This window comes from Microcoleus sp. FACHB-672, from assembly GCF_014695725.1.
Classification (GTDB): Bacteria; Cyanobacteriota; Cyanobacteriia; order Cyanobacteriales; family Oscillatoriaceae; genus FACHB-68.
This window is the reverse complement of the sequence record NZ_JACJOU010000012.1, coordinates 284,801-298,963: the sequence shown is the minus strand read 5'-3', so window position 1 is coordinate 298,963 and position 14,163 is coordinate 284,801. Positions and strand designations below refer to the sequence as shown.

10 protein-coding genes are annotated in these 14,163 nt (G+C 48.5%); 3 read left to right on the top strand and 7 right to left on the bottom strand.

What is annotated here, in order from left to right; genetic code table 11:
* Positions 1-86: 86 nt before the first annotated feature.
* The 6 genes from H6F56_RS07895 to H6F56_RS07870 all read right to left on the bottom strand — a co-directional run bounded on the left by H6F56_RS07895 (position 87) and on the right by H6F56_RS07870 (position 8,210).
* Positions 87-3,965 carry a DUF2157 domain-containing protein gene (locus H6F56_RS07895; RefSeq protein WP_190666518.1) on the bottom strand — a complete coding sequence of 1,293 codons (3,879 nt, stop codon included), beginning with the start codon at positions 3,963-3,965 and terminating at the stop codon, positions 87-89.
* A gap of 142 nt (positions 3,966-4,107) precedes the next feature.
* On the bottom strand, positions 4,108-6,126 hold the full coding sequence (locus H6F56_RS07890; protein ID WP_190666516.1) for a ribonuclease catalytic domain-containing protein: 2,019 nt from the start codon (positions 6,124-6,126) through the stop codon (positions 4,108-4,110).
* Between the two features lie 144 nt (positions 6,127-6,270).
* Positions 6,271-6,486 carry a 30S ribosomal protein S18 gene (gene rpsR, locus H6F56_RS07885; protein WP_190666631.1) on the bottom strand — a complete coding sequence of 72 codons (216 nt, stop codon included), beginning with the start codon at positions 6,484-6,486 and terminating at the stop codon, positions 6,271-6,273.
* A 90-nt stretch (positions 6,487-6,576) separates the two neighbouring features.
* On the bottom strand, positions 6,577-6,765 hold the full coding sequence (rpmG, locus tag H6F56_RS07880; RefSeq protein ID WP_190666514.1) for a 50S ribosomal protein L33: 189 nt from the start codon (positions 6,763-6,765) through the stop codon (positions 6,577-6,579).
* A gap of 43 nt (positions 6,766-6,808) precedes the next feature.
* Positions 6,809-7,330 (bottom strand): RDD family protein, encoded by a 522-nt coding sequence (locus H6F56_RS07875; protein ID WP_190666512.1) that lies wholly within the window; start codon positions 7,328-7,330, stop codon positions 6,809-6,811.
* A 175-nt stretch (positions 7,331-7,505) separates the two neighbouring features.
* Entirely contained in the window at positions 7,506-8,210 is a 705-nt protein-coding gene (locus H6F56_RS07870) for a Uma2 family endonuclease (protein ID WP_190666510.1), read from the bottom strand.
* A 178-nt stretch (positions 8,211-8,388) separates the two neighbouring features.
* Between H6F56_RS07870 and H6F56_RS07865 the strand changes: the two genes are divergently transcribed.
* The 3 genes from H6F56_RS07865 to H6F56_RS07855 all read left to right on the top strand — a co-directional run bounded on the left by H6F56_RS07865 (position 8,389) and on the right by H6F56_RS07855 (position 12,605).
* On the top strand, positions 8,389-9,498 hold the full coding sequence (locus H6F56_RS07865; protein ID WP_190666508.1) for a succinate dehydrogenase/fumarate reductase iron-sulfur subunit: 1,110 nt from the start codon (positions 8,389-8,391) through the stop codon (positions 9,496-9,498).
* A complete protein-coding gene (locus H6F56_RS07860; RefSeq protein WP_190666505.1) occupies positions 9,495-9,686 on the top strand; it encodes a chlorophyll a/b-binding protein in 192 nt (63 codons plus the stop codon). The genes H6F56_RS07865 and H6F56_RS07860 overlap by 4 nt, the downstream gene beginning before the upstream one ends.
* A gap of 195 nt (positions 9,687-9,881) precedes the next feature.
* Positions 9,882-12,605, top strand: a complete 2,724-nt coding sequence (locus tag H6F56_RS07855) for a diguanylate cyclase domain-containing protein (protein WP_190666503.1) — start codon at positions 9,882-9,884, stop codon at positions 12,603-12,605.
* Positions 12,606-12,622: 17 nt separating this feature from the next.
* Here the strand turns inward: H6F56_RS07855 and H6F56_RS07850 are convergent, their stop codons facing one another.
* A complete protein-coding gene (locus H6F56_RS07850; protein WP_190666501.1) occupies positions 12,623-14,089 on the bottom strand; it encodes a trypsin-like peptidase domain-containing protein in 1,467 nt (488 codons plus the stop codon).
* Between the last annotated feature and the right edge of the window lie 74 nt (positions 14,090-14,163).

The following is a 14,163-nucleotide window of genomic DNA, read 5'->3' as shown; positions in this document are numbered from 1 at the left end:
CCGGCATAATGCGATCTCATCTGTGGTTAAATCTAAAAAATCTCTTTTGGCAATAAATAGTCAAACTAAAATACAGGACTTATTATTTACTGCCATTCTTGCAATTCCTCAATCCAATTCTGTACTAAAGCGACAATTTGCTCACGGCGAGTTTCAAAGTTGGCAGCAATGTAAATAAAAGCAATGCCAACGAGCAAACCGATGATCCATTTCGTAAACGAATAATCTAAACTGAGAATGACTAACTGATTAATGGCATTCAGTAAAAACGTAGCAGTTCCCACATATAAAAAAGCCCGTACTCTTAAAGTTAATCCCGCAAAAATTGCCACAACACTCCATACACCACAGACAAACCAATTAGAAGTGAATAAAGCCACAAAGCAAATCGTGCCGGTGCCAAGCAAGCGCAAGATGTGGCGCAATTCTCTTTGTTCTACTGATTTTAAACTTGGATCAACTTGGGCGAGATAAAGCAGGGAAAGTGCCGGTGGAGTTGTATAGGCTAAAAAATCGGTGACATTTAATATCGTAAACCAGCGAAGCAACGCCCAATTAATAAAAAAGATACTGAGATAGGTAATGCGAATTTGGCGATTTAGCTGCGCCAGGACAAGATAGAATCCTGCCACTAATAGCAAACTGGTAGGATTAGTTGTCGGAGTACATAATGCCGTTGCGGTGGGAATAACGACGGCGGAACGCAACCACGGTCTTTTTGGCCATCCCCAATTTTCCCAAGGTAAGGCGTAGAGAAAACAAGAGATCGCAGCAGCAATCGCAGCACTCCAGGGAAGTAATAGCGCTGCTAGTTGCAGCTTATTACTCATATAAATTCCGATGCCGGCACCTTCTAAAATTCCCAAATAAACCCAGCTTTCCGCCTGAAATAAACTGGGGTTGTTTCGTCCTTGCATGATCGCGTAGCGCGTTAAAACAAAGCCGGCACCTAATCCCACCAAATCGTAAGATATAATCGGATAGCTGATAGCTAAAAGTAAGAAGAAACTGCTAATTGCCCAATGCAAACTTGCAAAAAATTTCAGTTCCTCTCTGCTTAAGCGCAAATAATCGCTTAACCAAATATTCAGGATTCGATAAGCATATAAAATACTTGTGCCTAAAGCGACCATTGCAATTAATTGATCACCGGCAGGCAGCGATGAAATGCGATATCCCAGAATTTCATAGGCAGAAACCGACGCGCCAATTAAACCCAAGTAAACTAAAAACTTGAGTTCTTGACGCCGGCGTCCTACACCAATGGCAATTAAGGCTAAACCCAAGGACGTTAAACCCGTCCAGTTTGCAAAAAGTCCCCAACGTAATAGCGCACCCAATCCGCCATATAGCAGGGGCAAAATGTGCCAACTGCTGGGAAAGTTTTCTGTGCCGGCACGTCTTTGCCACCAATCCCCTATCAATTGGAAAATTAAACCCAAGGCAATATTCGCAATCGCTAAATGAATCACCTCACGCCCGAAAAAGCCAAGGAATTCTGCTGCCAAAACTTCTAAACCCCAACCAAAACTGTAAAGCATCCAGTTGGAAGGTTGCCGCCTGCCGCGATAGAGGATTGCAGTTAAAGTAATACCGGCAGCAATGATCACAAGAACACTCGGATCAAGCCATTTCCAGTAAACTGCAAACGAGTGAAGCGTCAAAATTAACAGCTCAACACTACATAATGTGATCCCCCAGAAATCTACTGCCGGTGCGTAAATTGCCGCAAGTGAGGGTGTTTCACCTTCGGCTTTTGGAGGGGAGGTGACAAGCAGTAAACTTCTTAAAAGCCATAAAATACCAAAGGTGCCGGCAATAGTAACTAACCAGTCATTTGCTGTTAGCCGGGGAAATACAGGAATGCCTTCATAAAGTTGGGTAAAAAAGAAACTCAGCCCAAATCCAAGGGTGATAATAGCAGCGCTTACTTGCCTTAAATATCGCGTGTTGAGGAACATCAAGCTGGTGGCAACACCCAAACCAATTAATCGGGTTGCCGGCATCTGTATGGTCAGAATTTGCGCCATGAATAAGGCAGATGTACTCAACCACGAAGAAATTGGGCGTCGGCTTGTGTTTAGCCGTCTGGTAATCCCCGTAAGCGCAAGGGGCGCAATCAGCCAAACAAGACCCCACTCTGGATAGCTGTTCCCAATGTTGCTAAGGAAGTTAGAGTAATTATTGAGGAGTAAAAAATAACTGATGCCGGCAAGCACTAATCCTAGATACCAACTACTGTTTTTATTAATAAATAGAGATAAATTTTCCTCGCTGGATTCTTCAGTTTCAATTTTTGATTCTGAATACAAACTGAATAACCATTCAACAATTGCCAACACTAATAAAATTGTTGCCCAAAATCCTAAACTGAGATTTGGCCAAATCCAATCAATTGCTGAACAAATTGTTAATAAACCGGCAATGTGAGTGAGGTACACCGGCACGATTCTGGTAGGTGTCTGCCGGCACGTCACAACTGCCAAAGTGAGGGTGGAAGCTAGCAAATTGAGCGTTCGTAATAAGGCATAGGGTAAACTCAGCAGCGTTAAACAAGTCCCAAATATCAGTGCTAGCTGTTCGCTAAAGCGGGCAAGCGCCAATTTCTGCCGGCAGCGCAGCCAATCTGTCACCCACACCATAAAAATTAGATAGGGAAACAGGGCAAGGCTCAATAAAGCCCAAGGAGCATCTACAGGAATGCCGGCTAATTGGGTGCCGGTGGTAATCGCCCATTGCTGGGTTGCCTCTGGAATTAACCGCCAAGCTAACCAAACGCTTTGCAACCCGATGATGTAAATGCCGGTTAAATCATCCTGCTGCCAATGCCGGCGCAAACGACTGCTCAAAAACCACAACAACAACCCACTCACGGCAAACGCTTGCCAGGGTTCTGTGACAACAGCAACTAGCCAGCCTATTACCATTAAAATGGCACCCATCTGTTCCCAAGGAGTGAGACGGGGAGAAGGTGAGGGGGTGACGTTGGTGGTTTCCTGTTGAGATAGCCATGCAAATAACCAACCACAAATGCCGATTGCTAACCCCAACTGATTGATGGGCACGCGGGCGACAAATATGGCCCGGAATAATAATATGGTTAAGGCATAAGCGACGACGGCTGCCCCAGTTAAAGCGTATTTCTGGATATTGTTAGAAGCTTGTTCCTCAGTGCCGGCAGAAGGTTCTGGAGTTTGAGGGGAAATGCGCCGGTATTGATAAAATGTGGCGAGGGAAGTTCCAACTGTACCGACATAAACGGCAATCAGGGGAACGGGAAGTGCCGGCAGTTTCCAACCCCAGTGCAGATAACTGAGTCCCAGCGTATTAATCAGGGCGAGACGGGAAGCATTGGGTTGATTTTTCAGCAGCAAAACCGTGATGCCGGTGAGGGCAGCAGTCGCAATGGCAACGGTTAGCCATTCCAGGGGATAATTCCACAACCGAAACCCATCCATCGCCCAAAAATTCACCGGCACTAATAGCAGAGTGACGAGTTGCAAGGTTTGAGCAGTTAACTGTAAATTTCGCTGCCGGTTTGCCCAGTAGCTGACAGCCCAAAACACTAAAGTATAAGCCAGCAGAACGCCGTATTGTCCAAATGCCGGAAAGCGTTCCCACTGACTGGCGGCAAGCAACCCAGAAGACACCACCACCATGAAAACGCCCAGAAACAGCAGCCACCGGACGCTAAGTTCTGCCATTAGTGAGTGTACAGGTTGCGGCGTGCGGCGTTTTGCTGGCGGCGGCGCTTCCTCTGTCTTTATCTCTCTTTCTTTCTCTGGCGGCGCGACGACAGGCTGGTAGGGTAATCGACAGGTGAGATACTGCCGGCACAACTGCCGCACTTGGGCATCAGAAATCAACCCCAGATGCAGCCACAGATCCAAACCTTCTAATAACTCTGGCTGCTCGGCTTGGATGTTGAGTTCAATTCTGATGGAGCGCTCAGGTTGAAGTGACATGACTTCAGCTATCACAAACGGCGATAACCTATCATGCGCTATAAGGAAGAGATCGGTTGTTTTTTACAAAGTTACTTAATAAAGTGACTTTTTCCCAAAGAATCTCTCTAGCTTTTGAACTCAGCTGAAATTAGATTAACCATTAGTGAGCGGCATGGTGAGCCGACTGAGCGATTAATTCTTGGAAATGAATCTCGTCTTTGCGCGGATCTGCGTAACTCACCTTGATTTCTAAGCGTTCGCCCAGTGCCACAGGACGGGGAAAACGCCAAGCCAACTCTAAGCCTAATTCTTCTAACAGAATCAGTCCTAAATTATCGTCTTCTCTGAGCCAGCGCAGCACCAATGCCTGCCAAACTTCATTCGTGTGCCGGCGAAGGTATTCCAAGCCCCAATAACGTTGGGTTTGACGTTCCACTGAGGTGGCCTCTTTCACAGCCGCACTCACACTCATCACCAACTCTTGCATCTGTTCTGTCGAAAAGGGCAGGGGATCGCCGCGCAGGTGAGCTTTGAGTTGAAAGTGAGCGAGCAAGTCGGTATATCGGCGAATGGGCGAGGTGACTTGAGTATAAGTATCTAAACCCAAACTTGCGTGACGTGCCGGTGTGATACTCATCTCACTACGAGGCATACACCGGCGAATCGCACAAGCTCTCACCGGCCCTGCCGGCAGCAGAATCAGTTCTTCATCTGAAGGCAGTTCTGGTTGGGGTTGATGGCGGAAAGGCAGGGCCAAGCTGTGGGTCTGACCGTAACGCGCTGCCACTTCCCCCGCTAAAATCATCATTTCTGCCACCAGATGCCGTGAGGGCGAGTCTTCCATCACGTCAATAGTGATATCGTCCTCATGAACCTTAATGATGGCTTCAGGCATGGAGATGCTGATCGCCCCTTGGGATAATCGCCATTTCTGTCTACGTTTTGCCCACTGAGCAATTGCAGAGATTTCTGGTTCTGTTTGCAGATCCAGATGCAGCATCTCATCCACATCTTCGTAGGTGAGCCGGTAGGTCGGTTTGATTGAGCTTGGGTGAATGGTGTACTCCCGCACGCCCCCTGTTTCATCTAAAATGATGCCAAAACTGAGCGCGTAACAAATGCGTCCCTGCACCAAACTCATCGGGCCGGTTGCCAATTCTGGGGGGAACATTGGGATCATGCCGGTGGGCAGATACAATGTGGTGCTGCGCCGGCGCGCTTCTAAGTCTAATTCATCCCCAGGTGATAGTAACCGAGTCGGATCGGCGATATGAACCCACAAGCGTTCTCGCCCATCTTCCAAATATTCCAGACTCAACCCATCATCAATTTCTTGGGTGCTTTCATCATCGATGGTGTACACCTTAAGATGGGTCAGATCCAGCCGATTTGTGTCAGGATCGGGGGGCGGAGAATTCAAACAACTTTGAGCCACATCCAGCACCTTGGTAGAAAAGTGAGTCGGAGTTTGACTGCGCCGTAAAGATAAGTTTTCGTGCACAGTCCACTGTCCTAAATCTACCAAAAGCTGAAAAGCCCCTTGAGGAGTTTCGGGGCGTTTCAATGCTGCTAGTGTTTCTAGGGCGGGAGCACGGTGAGAGGCTTCATCTCCTAAGGCCGCAACCCTTTCTAGGGCTTCAATGCGAACGCGATCGCTGGTTTGCCACTCCACCAGTTTTCCACAGAGCCGGTGTTGTACCCGCTCTAAAAATTCTTGCCACTCTTGCTGCCGCTGCTTTTCTACTTCTTGCTGATGTTTGAGTTCGGCCACCATTACCGCTGAGCGCGGTTCGTAACGGTCGCCTTTTTGTTTGAAATAAAGTTTATCTTCAGACAGTAAATAATAAGCCGCGTAGCACTGAGCCGGCGTTTTATCGGAAAATAGCAGTTGAGCCATTTCTGCCGGCTCCACTGACTGATTTTCTTCAACTAAAAATTCCCAAGCCACCTCTAAACTAGATGGGTCTAGATAGGGCTGGATTTCTTTTTTAAAAAGGGCAATTTCTGAAGGTTTGTAAGTCGCCCCTTTCACTTCATAACTGAGCTGTCGGGGAGGAATGCTGTGGGATAGACCCTGTTCGTCGGTTACTTTCCAGTTCTTTTTCCCATCTGGACATTCTGCCACAGCGAGCCGACGCTCTCCGTGCAGCCGAAATTCGATCAGCGTTCCTTTCTCCACAAGCTTCTATGCGATTTTTGGATAGTTATATTTTAGATTTTGAGCGATGAGCAATGAGGTTTAGCTATCAGCTATTAGCTCTCAGTTTTTTACAACTAACAGCTAACAACTAAACTCTGCACTCAGCGCTGGCCACTCAATCAGTTATCCTTCTTGGTTGATGAAGGGCAATAAAGCAATCAGCCTAGCCCGCTTGATTGCTAGGGTCATGTCTCGTTGTTGTTTGGCTGTCAAACCTGTAATGCGGCGCGGCAAAATCTTCCCACGCTCTGTGATAAATTTACGCAGCAAATCGACATCTTTGTAATCAATCGGATCGCCAGGTTTAATGGGGGAAACACGGCGGCGGAAATAAGCCATAGCAGTTATCAGTTGTCGGTTGTCAGTTGTCGGTTGTCGGTTGTCATTTATCATTTGTCAGTTTTTTGAGGACTGACGCATGATTCATGACTACTTAATTTCTTTGTGTTCGGTGTGTTTGTTACAGTGAGTGCAGAACTTTTTCAGTTCTAGACGAGCCGTCGTGTTGCGGCGGTTTTTGCTGGTGGTGTACCGAGAGACGCCGGCAGAACGCTTGTCCAGGTTGCTGCGACACTCGGTGCATTCCAAGGTTACGATTATGCGGACACCCTTAGCCATATTTTTACAAAATCAGAAGGGGTACAGAATTAAACACAAATATCTATTGTTTCACAAAACGGCGCAACTGAGCAACCCATTTTTTAACTTTAATATCCAGCGAGTAACCCCGGCGTGTTGAGACCACCATTGTAGCGGCAAAGCGATCGTGAAATGCCTGCTTCCGCATGGGGTCAAAGTAAGCAAGACTACAATCTAGGGCCAAGGGAACGACTAGCAACAAGTATTGGGCCGTTGAGGGATTGAGGTTAGTAACCCCAAACACTGTCAAGCTGACACCAATGCCGGTGAGTGCTTCCCGCTTGGTTAACTCTAGCAGTCCGGGTGACTTCCCGAAACGTTCGTCTACCACCTTCATGTCGAATGCCCAGCGTCCCAGACTTTGCCCCTGATTTGCCGACACAAGTAGCACTCGCAACCCCAGCCAGACTAGAAAGTCAAGAATAAAATTGTTGACTAGCAGCGAACTGAGCAGCCAAACCGGCAGGATATCGACGAACAGGGCACACGCCCGTCGCCACATCGGAACTTTGGGCAAGCGGGTGTAGAGAGGTTCGGTTTGCATGGGACTTAGGGAATTCTGAGGGGCTACGTTAACTATCTTGGCACTTCCACCGGCTAGATGTTAACGGGTGGAAATGCTCGATTTGCAACGACGTAATTCTGTGGTTCAGTCGCTTTGTGCCGGCATAGAGATTGCTTCTCTCGCAGCATCCCCCATTAATCGAGCGCTCAGTCTTTTAAAGTGCATCAGGATCGATTCCCAACTCTAGCAGTTTAGCGGCTAATCGCTGCGCTCGCTCTTGAGCCTCCTGTCGCGCTGCCTCAGCGTCCCGTCGCGCTGCCTCAGCTTCTTCATGGGTGAGCAAAAATTCACCCGTTGTAGGATTGTAAAAGCGAAGTTTACCATCTGGCAAAACTCGCAAATCTAACCCTAAAACTTCACTGGATACCGAACTTGTCCCATCTGGTAAACTGGTTTGCGCTATTGGGAAATAATTGCCTTCAACCAGATGTAGTCCCTGAAGTTGAGGATCGAGATAATCGCCGGTTGGATCGTACTGAAAATATTCTCGTACCCCTAAAAAAGCGTAAATACCTTTTTTCGCGCCTTGGTCTTGACTGCGGGTACTCATTAACGTGATTTCTAGCACAAAATCAGGAGTTTTGTCTCCATTTTCCCAAATTTTATAGGAACGGCGCTGGCGTTTTTCCACCCCCAAGACAACAAAAGTATCGGGGGCGACAACTGACTGGGGATTTCCTTCTTCGTAGTAAATAAAGAGATTTCCAGAAACGTAAACATCAGGCCGATTCTGGAAGTGGATTTCCAGCACTTTAACAGCAGCCATTAAATAATCGCGCTGGAAATCACTTTCAGCCATTGGTAAACCATCTTCATCTGGGTATTCAATTTGGGTTGAGGCAAGAATTGAAACGGTCATTGGCAAAGCCCTCAACTGGCAACAGCTTTAATTTAACATTCTCACCTTTTATTAATTGCTAATGGCTATAAGTTGCCGGCTGGGGTTGAATAAGGATATAACTGCGACACACCTTATGAATTAACCGGCATACAATGGTCTAAGCATCCCCCTATACGGGATTGGTGGAGTAGCAACTATGCAAGTTCGTTTTAAGGTCGTTCGACAAAATCAAAATTCCTCTCCTAGCATTCAGACTTACACGCTGGAGGTGGAACCGGGTAATACAATTTTAGATTGCCTCAATCGCATTAAGTGGGAGCAAGATGGAACCCTAGCGTTTCGCAAAAATTGCCGCAACACCATCTGCGGCAGTTGTTCCATGCGAATTGATGGGCGCTCCGCGCTAGCCTGTAAGGAGAATGTGGGCAGCGAACTGGCGAGATTAGAGCAAATTGCAGCTCAGGCTGCCCAGGTGCCGGCACAGGAAGGACAGGATGCCCTGCTCAAAAACAAAGGTGGGCAAGATGCACCTCCAAGAACACCGGCAGACGGCATCCCAGAAATTACTATCGCGCCAATGGGCAATATGCCGGTGATTAAGGATCTGGTGGTGGATATGGCCAGTTTCTGGAATAACCTCCAGGCAGTCGATCCGTATGTGAGCACCGGCGCACGACAAGTTCCAGAACGTGAGTTCCTTCAAACCCCTGAGGAACGGGCACAACTGAATCAAACCGGCAATTGCATCCTCTGCGGTGCCTGTTATTCCGAGTGCAACGCCCGCGAAGTCAATCCTGAGTTTGTCGGTCCTCACGCCCTCGCGAAAGCTTACCGGATGGTAGCCGACTCCCGCGATGACCAGACAGAAAGCCGGTTGGAACAATACAACCAAGGCACCGCCGGCGTCTGGGGTTGCACCCGCTGTTATTACTGCAATGCCGTCTGTCCGATGGAAGTCGCACCAATGGATCAAATCGGCAAAATCAAACAAGAAATTCTTGAGCGCAAAAATGCCCAAGACAGCCGGCAAATCCGCCACCGCAAAGTATTAATCAATCTCGTCAAAGAAGGTGGTTGGATTGATGAGCGCAAATTCGGTTTGCAAGTTGTCGGTAACAGTTTCCGTGATATCAAAGGATTAGCCAGCCTCGGCCCATTAGGGTTGCGGATGCTGGCAAAACGCAAATTTCCCTTATCATTTGAACCGTCGGAAGGAGCAGCGGTTGTGCGATCGCTGATTGAATCCGTACAAAATTTAGAGCAACAATCTGCTCAAGAAAGTCAAGAAAACCCTGAAAAACTATGAAGCCAGAAACACCGTCCGCGCCGGCATCTACTCAAACCGAATCTTATAACCAACCTGAACCGGCCTTTGGCTGGACTGCTTACGCAGAGCAAATTAACGGACGATTTGCCATGCTAGGATTTGTCGCACTCCTGCTACTGGAATTTTTCACTCGCCAAGATTTCTTCACGTGGCTGGGGCTGCGCTAAAGGAATGAAGCGAGCGGCTGCGGCAACTCGCTTCATTCACTTCTGATCACAGCAAACATACAAAAAACAACGCTGGACATTTAAATAGAGTAATACATTGAAACAAACTCCGAGGATTTAACAAAGCAAATATTACGTCAGCGCGTTATTTTTTGTGGTTTCAATGTTTGGCTCCCTTAAGGCTCCAGGGTCAAAATGTTACTGAAATTGCTGCTCAGTAATGCGACAAAGGTTTCTACAAAAATACCTCTTCGCATTGTCCTCGTTGTCCCCTTCCTCTTACAAATTTTTGCCGCAGTGGGACTGACCGGCTGGCTGTCGTTTCGCAACGGCCAAAAGGCAGTAAACGACCTAACCACTCAGTTGCAAAGCGCCGCCGCCGCCCGCATTGAAGAACGCTTTCGCCCCTACTTAGAAACCCCCCACATAGTCAATCAGATCAACCTGGATGCTATCGAGCAGGGTTTATTGCGCCCACGAGACTTGAGCAGCATCGAGAGCTACTTTTTGCAACAGCTCAACTTATTTCAAGCGGTGGGCTACATTCAATGGGGCAACGAGTTTGGAGAATTCATTGGGGTGGCGCGAGTTCGTGATGATGGCACCCTTAACATTGAAGCCGCCGACGCCTCCACCGGCAATCGTTTGTCTACCTACACAGTAAACAGCAAAGGCCACCGAGACAAACGTTTAAGAGATAATGGACCCTACGATCCTCGGAAACGGCCTTGGTATAAAGCCGCGATGCAGCAAGGTAAACCGGGATGGAGTCCCGTTTACCTCGGCTATGGCACAGAGGAAGTTGTAACCGATGCCATTCTTCCTGTCTACGACAAAAAAGGCAGGAAGTTAGGCGTTTTAGGAACGACGTTATTTCTCTCACAAATTGGTGACTTTCTCCGCAGCTTAAAAATTAGTCCTTCCGCACAGAGCTTCATCATTGAGCGTTCCGGACTGTTGGTTGCTTCTTCCACGCTTGATAAGCCGTTTGTCATGCGAAACGGTCAAGCAGAACGGGTGAAAGCGACCGAAAGTAAAGATATTTTAATTCGCTCCACCGCAGAGCATTTAATCAAGCACTTTGGCAACCTTAGCGAAATTAATAGTAGCCAGTCTCTCACCTTCGAGCTAAAGAACCAGCAGGAATTTCTTCAGATAACCCCGTTTCGTGACAATCGAGGTCTAGATTGGTTGATTGTTGTGGTGGTTCCAGAAGCTGACTTCATGGAGCAAATACACGCGAGCAACCGCAGTTCTATTGCCTTGGGACTCGCTGCGTTAGGGTTGGCTACAGGGATGGGAATTTTGACTGCTCGCTGGATTAGCAAGCCCATACACCATTTGAGTGAAGCATCCAAAGCCATTGCCGGCGGAGAACTCGATCAAAATATTGAATTTAGAGGGGTCAATGAACTGAGGGTTCTGGCGGGTGCTTTTAACCAAATGGCAGGACAGTTGCGCGAGTCCTTTACTGCCTTGGAAACGACAAATTATCAGCTAGAAGTGCGGGTTGAGCAGCGCACAGCTTCACTCCAGCAAGCTGAGGCTGAATTGAGAGCACTGTTTGCGGGAATGAGCGAACTGATCTTGGTTGTTGATGCTGACGGACGCCATCTCAAAGTCGCACCGACGAATCCAGCTCTGCTATATAAACCGGCTGAAGAATTGATAGGTAAGACAGTCTACGAAATCTTTCCCCGATCGCCGGCAGATACTTTTATGGCTCACATCCAAACGGCGCTCGACACTCAGGAGACTGTCAATTTTGAATACAGCTTGATGATTAAAGAGCGAGAAGTTTGGTTTGCCACAAGTATTTCTCCGATTTCCCACAATTCTGTGATTTGGGTGGCGCGTGATATCACCTATCGCGTGCGGGCAGAGGAGGCGCTGCGCGAGAGTGAGGAGCGTTATCGCTCGGTTATTGCAGCGATAGCAGAGGGAATTGTTTTGGTTCAGGCTAATGGCCGCATCAGCGCCTGTAATGCTAGCGCAGAGAGGATCTTGGGGCTTTCTACTCGACAGATAATGGGGCGAAATTATACGGCTTTGCGCTGGCGAGCGATCCGCGAAGATGGTTCTCCTTTCCCAATGGAATATCACCCGGTAACCATTGCTTTGCGAACCAGCGTACCTCAGTCCAATGCGATTATGGGCTTGCACAAACCAGATGGGAGGCTGATCTGGATTTCAATTAATTGCCAACCGCTGTTGCAAGCCGGTGAAACTTTACCTCATGCAGTCGTTGCTTCATTTTCTGATATCACCGCTCGTCAGCGAGCCGAAGCCGCTCTGCAAAAAGCAAATCGAGAGTTAGAGCGCCTCGCCACCTTAGATGGTTTAACTCAAGTCGCCAATCGCCGCCGGTTTGACCAGTATTTATCTCAAGAGTGGGTGCGGCTGGGGCGGGAGATGAAGCCCCTGTCTTTAATTCTGTGCGATGTGGACTATTTTAAAAACTATAACGATACTTATGGGCATCAAGCGGGAGATGATTGTTTGCAGCAGGTTGCCCGAGCACTGAACCGCACACTTCAGAGTTCGGCACATTTACTTGCTCGGTACGGCGGAGAAGAATTTGCGATAATTCTCCCCAATACAAACGCTGAGACGGCTTTCACCTTGGCTGAAGCACTGCGTTTAGCAGTTCAACAGCTCAAAATTGAGCACGCTAAATCTTCAGTCAGTCAATATGTCTCGTTGAGTTTGGGAGTGGCGGCAATAATTCCTACTCAAGAATTTTCGCCCAAAACACTGATTAGTGTGGCTGATAAGGCGCTTTATCTAGCTAAAAATCAGGGCAGAAATCGCATCGCGAGCGCAACTTTTTCCCCTGTAAATTTATTAGAAAGTTGCCACGAGAGCGGAGATTTGGGTCTATCGGGTTCCTCAAGAAAAAATTTACCCGACTCAACCTAATTTTCCTTACTAACTGTTTAACGAATGGTGAGAGTATACCGGCCTCGGCCTTGTCTGTCACGAGCATTAACAACCACGCGGTAAACGCCGCTGCGGGGCAAAGTAGCTGTAATTGCAGAATTGGTTGTGTCAGCACCGGCATTGTCATTTTGTGCGAGCACTTTACCCTCTGGGCTGAGCAGGACGAGATAGGTGTCAAACTCAGGACTTTCTAAGCTAATCGTTACAGACTGGCCGCCACGGCCTGTAAAGGTCGTCTGCCGAAATAGACTGCCGTCGGAGGGAAGAACAGACGCGCCGGGACCGAGAACGCTCTCTAGACGAGCGATCACGTTCCCCTGCTGGCCTTGATTCCTGGCATTGCCCCTGGTATCACCGCCGGCACCACTAGCAATGATTCGCAAGTTGTAAGACCCGGATTCTCCCGGCTGAGAGGAATTGGCAATCAAGGTATAGGTGCCGTTTCCCGGGAGGGTTGCCTCAATTTTGGCGCTGTTACCGCCGCCCCCGTCATCATCTTGCCCAAGATCGCGACCGTTAGGGCTGAGTAGGATTAAAAAAGGATCGATCTCCTGGCTGTCCATTTCAATTGAGATCCGCTGGCCGGCTTTCCCCTGAAATGTGTAAATGTTGAAAAAGCTGTTATCTGCCCGTAAAACCAGGGAACCGGGTCCGAGTCTGCCGCTAACGGGTGCACCATTGAGCGCGATTTGCTGGGGTTTGTAGTTGTTAGTCGAAGCGGTCGCTTGCTGCTGTACCTGAGAAACCCGGGGGGCGCGTCCTTCCCGGACTGCTGTCAGGAAAGGCTGCACCCGATCTAGGGACATGGCAAAACCGATGCCAATATTGCCGCCTTGGCGACCTGTAAAAATGGCGGTGTTAACGCCAATTAATTCTCCCTGACTGTTGAGCAAGGGTCCGCCTGAGTTGCCGGGATTGATGGCGGCGTCTGTTTGGATCAAGCCGCGCTGCCGGTCAATGCGGCTAACGATGCCGACGGTGAAGGTTCCCTGAAATCGTCCGAAGGGGTTGCCGATGGCATAGGCTCGCTGGCCCACTCTGACGGAATCCACCGATGCGAGGGGTATGGTGGGCAAATTGTTTTCGCCCCGAATCTTGAGAACGGCTAGGTCTAGATCCTTCTCACCAAAGGCAATGACTTCGGCTTGGACTCGTCGGCCATCAGCTAAAATCACGCTGACGTTGCGGGGAGATCCGGCGACAACGTGGGCGTTGGTGAGCACCAGACCTTCAGGGCTAATGATACTGCCGCTGCCGTTACTGCTGCCGGCATCGATGGAGACGACGGCAGGACTGGCGACTTCGTAAACGCGAATATTGGTTTGTTCATCTACGTCTTGGGCTACGGCACGGCTTGAGGGCAGCAAACCGGCTGGGGCTAGGGCCGTAATCGTGATTGACCCGATAACTGTTGCAATCGCTAAAATGCCTGATGTCGCCAAAGGCAAGAGTTTAGTATTCATAGTTTGACTCCTATTAATAAATGATTTTATTTTTTAATCGAATGGTCGCCAAGGAAAGCGCAAAGAAAAGCAAA

What these genes read in the sequence shown, in the direction of transcription:
- H6F56_RS07895 (WP_190666518.1), bottom strand. Translation starts at nt 3,965, where the DNA reads ATGTCACTTCAACCTGAGCGCTCCATCAGAATTGAACTCAACATCCAA.
- rpsR (WP_190666631.1), bottom strand. Translation starts at nt 6,486, where the DNA reads ATGGCTTATTTCCGCCGCCGTGTTTCCCCCATTAAACCTGGCGATCCG.
- rpmG (WP_190666514.1), bottom strand. Translation starts at nt 6,765, where the DNA reads ATGGCTAAGGGTGTCCGCATAATCGTAACCTTGGAATGCACCGAGTGT.
- H6F56_RS07875 (WP_190666512.1), bottom strand. Translation starts at nt 7,330, where the DNA reads ATGCAAACCGAACCTCTCTACACCCGCTTGCCCAAAGTTCCGATGTGG.
- H6F56_RS07870 (WP_190666510.1), bottom strand. Translation starts at nt 8,210, where the DNA reads ATGACCGTTTCAATTCTTGCCTCAACCCAAATTGAATACCCAGATGAA.
- H6F56_RS07865 (WP_190666508.1), top strand. Translation starts at nt 8,389, where the DNA reads ATGCAAGTTCGTTTTAAGGTCGTTCGACAAAATCAAAATTCCTCTCCT.
- H6F56_RS07860 (WP_190666505.1), top strand. Translation starts at nt 9,495, where the DNA reads ATGAAGCCAGAAACACCGTCCGCGCCGGCATCTACTCAAACCGAATCT.
- H6F56_RS07855 (WP_190666503.1), top strand. Translation starts at nt 9,882, where the DNA reads ATGTTACTGAAATTGCTGCTCAGTAATGCGACAAAGGTTTCTACAAAA.
- H6F56_RS07850 (WP_190666501.1), bottom strand. Translation starts at nt 14,089, where the DNA reads ATGAATACTAAACTCTTGCCTTTGGCGACATCAGGCATTTTAGCGATT.